Origin of the sequence: Streptomyces sp. NPDC000075, from assembly GCF_040301925.1 — a bacterium.
Taxonomy (GTDB): Bacteria; Actinomycetota; Actinomycetes; order Streptomycetales; family Streptomycetaceae; genus Streptomyces; species Streptomyces polychromogenes.
Genome location: NZ_JBEPFL010000073.1, coordinates 1 through 7,510 on the forward strand (window position 1 = coordinate 1; position 7,510 = coordinate 7,510).

General features: G+C 74.4%; 2 protein-coding genes. Both read left to right on the top strand.

Annotated elements, in window-relative coordinates; all coding sequences use genetic code 11:
• Window positions 1-2,952, top strand: a 2,952-nt coding sequence (locus ABT403_RS38790) for a type I polyketide synthase (protein ID WP_351650944.1), incomplete at its 5' end; no start/stop codon positions are given.
• Between the two features lie 125 nt (window positions 2,953-3,077).
• A partial coding sequence (locus tag ABT403_RS38795; RefSeq protein WP_351650946.1) for a beta-ketoacyl synthase N-terminal-like domain-containing protein occupies window positions 3,078-7,510 on the top strand: 4,433 nt, incomplete at its 3' end.

A 7,510-nucleotide genomic window follows, 5' to 3' on the forward strand; every position in this document is an offset into this window, starting at 1 on the left:
GGTGAGGCGCGTACGGCGCTCTCGGCGGTGGGTGAGCTCTTCGCTCACGGCACGCCGGTGGACTGGACCGCGTTCTTCGCGGGGACCGGGGCACGGACGGTCGACCTTCCCACCTACCCCTTCCAGAACCAGCACTACTGGCTCAACGCACCGCGCACCGCGCGCGCCGCGGACCTGGGGCTCGAACCCGCCGGGCATCCGCTGCTCGGCACGGCCACCGCGCTGCCGGACTCCGCGGGCGCCCTGCTCACCGGGCGGCTCTCGCTCCGCACCCACCCGTGGCTCGCGGACCACGCCGTCCTCGGCACGGTCCTCGTGCCCGGTACCGCCCTGGTCGAACTCGCCCTCAAGGCGGGCGAACTCGTCGGCGCGGACGCCCTGGAGGAGCTGACGCTGGCGGCCCCGCTGGTGATCCCGCAGCAGGACGGCGTCGACGTCCACGTGTCCGTCGGGCCTGCCGACGACAGCGGCCGGCGCACGGTCACCGTGCACTCCCGCACGGAGGGCGACCACGCCGACGAGCCGTGGACCCGGCACGCCACCGGCTTCCTCGCGGACGCCGCCGAGAACGAGGCGGAGTACGACGGCGCCGGTCTGGCTGAGGCCTGGCCGCCGGCCGGCGCGGAGCCCGTCGACGTCGAAGCGCTCTACGAGTCGTTCGCCGAGGCCGGGTACGCGTACGGCCCGGCGTTCCGCGGACTGGCCGCCGCCTGGCGGCGCGGCGACGAGGTCTTCACCGAGACCCTGCTGCCGGAGGACCCGCGCACCGGCACGGCCGGATTCGGGCTGCACCCCGCCCTCTTCGACGCGGCCCTGCACGGCACGTTCCTCCAGGGCGGCGGCGAGCGCCGGCTCCCCTTCACCTGGGCCGGGGCGCGCTGGTACGCGACCGGCGCCACGGAACTGCGTACCCGGCTCACCCCGACCGGACCGGACGGCGGCATCAAGGTCACGGCCTTCGACGGCGCCGGCAAGCCGGTGGCCTCGGTGGACTCGCTGGTCCTGCGCCCCGTCCCGGCCGGAGAGCTCGGCGGCGCCCCCGCCGACCCCCTCTACCGGGTGGAATGGGTGCCGGTGACCGGGGCGGAGCCCGCCAAGGCCGTAGTCCTCGGCTCCGACCACGAGGACCTGACCGCGCTCCGGGCCGCCGTCGCGGCCGGTGCGCCACTGCCCGAGGTCGTGCTCTGCCCGGTCGGCGGTACGGGAACGCCCGGCGCCGAGGTGTCGGCCGACGAGGTACGGGCCGCGAGCCTGCGGGGCCTGGCCCTCGTCCAGGAGTGGCTCTCCGACGAGGCACTGACCGGATCCCGGCTCGTGCTGGTCACCACGCGGGCCGTGGCCGTCGACGCCGACGAGGACGTACACGATCTCGCCCACGCCCCGCTCTGGGGTCTGGTGCGGTCGGCGCTGGTCGAGCACCCGGGCCGGTTCGGCCTGGCGGACGTGGACCGTCCCGAGGACCTGGAACCGCTGGCCGCCGCGCTCGGCGGCGACGAGCCGCAGCTCGCGGTCCGCGACGGAGCCGTACGGGCGGCCCGGCTCACCCGGGCCGCCGCCCCGGCCCCCCAGGACGCGGCGCCCGGCTTCGGCGGCGGCACCGTCCTCGTGACCGGCGGAACGGGCACGCTGGGCGCGCTCGTGGCCCGTCACCTCGTCACCGCGCACGGGGTCGAGCGGCTGCTGCTGACGAGCCGTCGCGGGCCGGCCGCGGAGGGCGCCGCCGAACTCGTGGCGGAGCTTTCGGGTCTGGGCGCGCAGGTGCGGGTGGAGGCGTGTGACGTCGCCGACCGCGACGCGGTGCGGGACCTGCTGGAGTCCGTACCGGCCGCACACCCCCTCACGGCCGTCGTGCACACGGCGGGCGTCATCGACGACGGCGTCGTCGGTTCCCTCACCGGGGAGCAGCTGGAGAGCGTCTTCCGGGCGAAGGCCGATTCGGCCCTGCACCTGCACGAGCTCACCCGCGACCTCGGACTGGCGGACTTCGTCCTCTTCTCCGGTGCCGCCGGCGTGTTCGGCAGCGCCGGCCAGGCCCACTACGCGGCCGCCAACGTCTTCCTGGACGCGCTGGCCCAGCGCCGCCGGGCCCGGGGACTGCCGGCCACCGCGATGGCCTGGGGCCTGTGGGCGGAACGCAGCGGCATGACCAGTCAGCTCGACCGCACCGCCCTGCACCGGCTCTCGCGGGCCGGGTTCGCCCCCATCCCCTCGGAGCAGGGCCTGGCCCTCTTCGACGCGGCACGGGCGGCGGACGCGGCCACCCTGGTGACGCTGCAGCTGGACAAGAAGGCGCTGCGCGCCCAGGCGGACGCCGGGACCCTCCCGCCGTTCCTGAGCACCGTGGTGCCGGCGGCCCCGGCCGCGGTCCGCACGGCCGCGACCCGGACCGCCGCCGCGGCGGCACCGGACGGCGGCCCGGCCTCGCTCGCCGAGCGCCTGTCCGCACTGGCGGAGCCGGAGCAGAACGCCGAACTGGTCGCCCTGGTGAGCGGCCAGGTCGCCGACGTCCTCGGGCACGCCTCGGCGGCGGCGGTCGACCCCGCCCAGGCCTTCAAGGACCTCGGATTCGACTCGCTGAGCTCGGTGGAACTGCGCAACCGGCTGAACCAGGCCACCGGCCTGCGCCTCGCACCCACCCTGGTCTTCGACCACCCGTCCCCGGAGGCGGTCGCCCGGCAGCTCCGCGAGGAACTGCTGCGCGCCCACCGGCCCTCCGCCGACCGGGTGCTCGGCGATCTGGCCCGGCTCGACGGCCTGCTCGGCTCGGCCGAGGCGGGGGACCCGGACCGCGATCGCATCGTGCGCCGGCTGGAGGAGCTGGTGGCGCGGTTCGGCGACGGCCGCCCGACGCCGCCGGCGACCGCCGCCGACCAGGGCTCCGCGTCGTCGAGGGACGTGCTCGAAGACATCAGTGACGACGAGCTCTTCGACTTCATCGACAACGAACTGTGAGCCCCGCACCCGCCCGGAACCCCGGGCACCGATCCGATTCCGTCCCGACCCCGAATCCGGCCCCGAATCCGGCCCCGATTCCGACCCGACTTCCGACGCACGAACCACAACGCGAGGCGAATCCAGTGAGCACGGTGAACAACGAGGAGAAGCTCCGCTCGTACCTCAAGCGGGTCTCCGCCGACCTGAAGGAGGCCCGCGAGCGCCTCCAGGAGATCGAGAACGGCCCGGCCGAGCCGATCGCGATCGTGGGCATGAGCTGCCGCTACCCCGGCGGGGTCGAGAGCCCCGAGGACCTGTGGCGGCTCGTCGAGTCGGGCTCGGACGGCGTGTCCGGCTTCCCGGAGGACCGTGGCTGGGACCTGGAGGCCCTGTTCCACCCGGACCCGGAACACCGGGGCACCTCGTACGCCCGTGAGGGGGGATTCCTGCACGGTGCCGGACGCTTCGACCCCGACCTGTTCGGGATCTCGCCCCGCGAGGCCCTGGCGATGGACCCGCAGCAGCGGCTGCTGCTCGAAACCTCGTGGGAGGCGTTCGAACGCGCGGGCATCGACCCGCAGTCGGTGCGGGGTTCCCGCACCGGCGTGTTCACCGGGTTCATGTACCACGAGTACCTCAGCCGGCTGCCCGTCCTGCCGGAGGAGATCGAGGGCTTCCGGGGGACGGCCGACGTCGGCAGCGTCGCCTCGGGCCGGGTCAGTTACGTCTTCGGCCTCGAGGGCCCGGCGATGACGGTGGACACCGCCTGCTCCTCGTCTCTGGTCACCGTGCACCTCGCCGCCCAGGCGCTGCGCCGGGGGGAGTGCTCCCTCGCCCTCGCCGGCGGTGTCGCGATCATGCACACGCCGAGCATCTTCGTGGACTTCAGCCGTCAGCGCGGTCTCGCCGCGGACGGCCGCTGCAAGTCCTTCTCGGACGACGCGGACGGCACCAGCTGGGGCGAGGGCGTGGGCGTCCTCGTCCTGGAGAAGCTCTCGGACGCCCTGGCCAACGGACGTCGGGTGCTCGCCGTGATCCGGGGCTCCGCCGTCAACCAGGACGGGGCGAGCAACGGCTTGACCGCGCCGAACGGTCCGTCCCAGCAGCGGGTGATCCGTGCCGCTCTGGCCGATGCCGGTCTGGGGACGGCCGACGTGGACGCCGTCGAGGCACACGGGACGGGCACCCGGCTCGGTGACCCGATCGAGGCGCAGGCGGTGCTCGCGACGTACGGCCAGGGCCGTGCGGAGGACCGGCCGCTGTACCTGGGCTCCCTGAAGTCCAACATCGGCCACACGCAGGCCGCCGCAGGCGTCGGCGGCATCATCAAGATGGTCCAGGCCATGCGGCACGGCGTGCTGCCCAAGACCCTGCACGTGAACGAGCCCTCCTCACGGGTCGACTGGTCGGCGGGCGCGGTGGAACTGCTGACCGACGCCCGCGCCTGGCCCGAGACCGGGCGGCCGCGCCGGGCGGGCGTCTCCTCCTTCGGCGTGAGCGGCACCAACGCCCACGTCGTCCTGGAGCAGGCGCCGCCGAGCGAACGGCCCGCCGTGGCCGAGGACGCCGTCACCCCCGCCCTGCTGCCCTTCGTCCTGTCGGCGGCCTCCGACGAGGCGCTGCGGGACCAGGCCGCGCGGCTCGCCGAGCACTGGGACCGCGAACCGGACACGGCGGCCGCCGACCTCGCGTACGCGCTCGCCACCACCCGGGCCGCGCTGGACCACCGCGCCGTGGTCGTGGCGGCCGACCGGGAGGAGGCGCTGAGCGCGCTCCGCTCGACGGAGGGGAGCACCGGGGTCGCGACGCGTGGCCGGCTGGCGTTCCTGTTCACCGGTCAGGGTTCTCAGCGGGCCGGCATGGGTGGGGAGTTGGGTGAGGCGTTCCCGGTGTTCGGGGCGGCTTGCGATGAGGTTCTCGCGCATCTGGATCCGTCCCTGCGGGAGGCGATTGCCTCGGGTGTGGGGCTGGATGAGACGGGTCGTACGCAGCCCGCGTTGTTCGCGCTTGAGGTGGCGCTGTTCCGGTTGCTGGAGTCGTGGGGTGTGCGGCCGGATGTGGTGGCCGGGCATTCGATCGGTGAGATCGCGGCGGCGCATGTGGCGGGGGTGTTGTCGCTGGAGGACGCGTGTGCTCTGGTGTCGGCGCGGGGCCGCCTGATGCAGGCGCTTCCGGCGGGCGGGGTGATGGTGTCCGTCCAGGCTTCCGAGGAGCAGGTCACCGCGCTGCTGGCCGGGCGAGAGGACCGTGTGGGTATCGCCGCGGTGAACGGTCCCGCTTCCGTGGTGATCGCGGGGGCCGAGGATGCGGTCGAGGAGATCGTCGGTCTGCTGGGGGTGAAGTCGAAGCGGCTGCCGGTCAGTCACGCGTTCCACTCGCCGTTGATGGAGCCGATGCTGGAGGAGTTCCGGGGCGTCGTCTCGGGTCTGACGTTCCATGCTCCGCGTCTGCCGTTCGTCTCGACCGTCACGGGCGGCCCGGTGACGGCGGGGGAGCTTGGTTCCGTCGAGTACTGGGTGGAGCACGTGCGCCGTCCCGTGCGGTTCGCGGATGCGATCGGTGCGCTGGAGGGGCAGGGTGTTTCCCGGTTCCTGGAGCTGGGCCCCGATGCCACGCTGACCGCGATGGCCAGGCCGTGCGCTTCGGATGACGCGCTGCTGGTGCCGGTGCTGCGGAAGAACCGTGGTGAGGCGCGTACGGCGCTCTCGGCGGTGGGTGAGCTCTTCGCCCACGGCACCCCCGTGGACTGGACCGCGTTCTTCGCCGGGACCGGGGCACGCACGGTCGACCTCCCCACCTACCCCTTCCAGAACCAGCACTACTGGCTCGACGTCCCCACGGACGGCCCGGCCCACGGCGACGCCGACGCCTTCGGACTCATCGAGGCGGGACATCCGCTGCTCGGTGCCCTCGTCGAGCAGCCCGACTCCGGCACCCTGACCCTCACCGGGCGGCTCTCGCTCCGCACCCACCCGTGGCTCGCGGACCACGCCGTCCTCGGCACGATCCTGCTGCCCGGTACCGCCCTGGTCGAACTCGCCCTCAAGGCGGGCGAACTCGTCGGCAGCCCCCTGCTCGACGAGCTCACCCTTCAGGCGCCCCTGGTGATCCCCGAGCGGGACGGCGTCCACCTGCACGTGTCCGTCGGCGAGCCCGACTCCGCCGGCAACCGCGCGATCGGCGTCCACTCCCGGACGGACGGGGAGGGTGCGTGGGTGCGGCATGCGAGTGGTGTGGTGTCGTCGGCGCCGGTGGAGGCCGGTTTCGATCTGATGGAGTGGCCGCCGGCCGGTGCCGAGCCGGTGGCGGTGGAGGACCTGTACGAGCGGATGGCGGCGGCGGGTCTGGAGTACGGGCCCGCGTTCCAGGGCGTACGCGGGGTCTGGCGGTCGGGCGAGGAGGTCTTCGCCGAGGTCGCGCTCGCGGACGCCGAGGCCGCGGAAGTGGCCCGCTACGGGCTGCACCCCGCGCTCCTCGACGCCGCCCTCCACGGGACGTTCCTGGGACGGTCGGGCAACCAGGGCGAGCGGCGGCTGCCGTTCTCCTGGAGCGGCGTGCGCCTGTACTCCACCGGTGCGACCGAGCTGCGGGTCCGGCTGGTCCCGGCCGGACAGGACACCCTCGGGGTGCACGTCGCCGACCCGAACGGCAAGCCGGTCGCCTCGGTCGACGCGCTCGCCCTGCGCCCGGTGTCGGCCGGGCAGCTCGCCGGCTCCGCCCTGCGTGATGCGCTCTTCCGCGTGGAATGGGCCGGCCGGCCGCTGCCCGAGCCCGGTGCTGCGGCCGGCGGCCGCGGTCCCGTGGTGATCGGTTCCGGCCTCGGCCACAGCGACCACCCCGACCTCGCCGCGCTCGCCGGATCCGCCGCCGGGATCCCGGAGCTGGTCGTCGTACCGTTCCTGGAGGCCACCGGTGCCGAGGCGGACACCGTGCGGACGACCGTGCGGCGTGGTCTCGCGCTGCTCCAGGAGTGGCTCGGCGACGACCGTTTCGCCGACGCCCGCCTGGTGGTCCTGACCCGGGCGGACGGGGACCCGGCCGCCGCCGCGCTCCAGGGCCTGGTGCGCTCCGCGCAGGCCGAGAACCCCGGCCGGATCGTCCTGGCCGCCGCCGAGGACCCCGCCGGCTGCCTCCCGCTCGTTGCGGGGGCCGTCGCGACGGACGAGCCCGAACTGCTCCTGCACACCGACGGCACCGTTTCCGTCCGCCGCCTCGCCCGCACCGACGGAGCGCGGGACACGGACGGCACTGACACCGGTTTCGGGTCGGGGACGGTGCTGGTGACGGGTGGTACGGGTCTGCTGGGTGGGTTGGTGGCGCGGCATCTGGTGACCTCGTACGGGGTGGAGCGTTTGCTGCTGACGAGCCGTCGTGGTCTGGGCGTGGAGGGCGCCGCCGAGTTGGTGGCGGAGCTTTCGGCTCTGGGTGCGCAGGTGCGGGTGGAGGCGTGTGACGTCGCCGACCGTGAGGCGGTGCGGGGCCTGCTGGAGTCCGTACCGGTCGCACACCCCCTGACGGCCGTCGTGCACACGGCGGGTGTTCTCGATGACGGTGTGCTGTCGTCGCTGACGGCGGA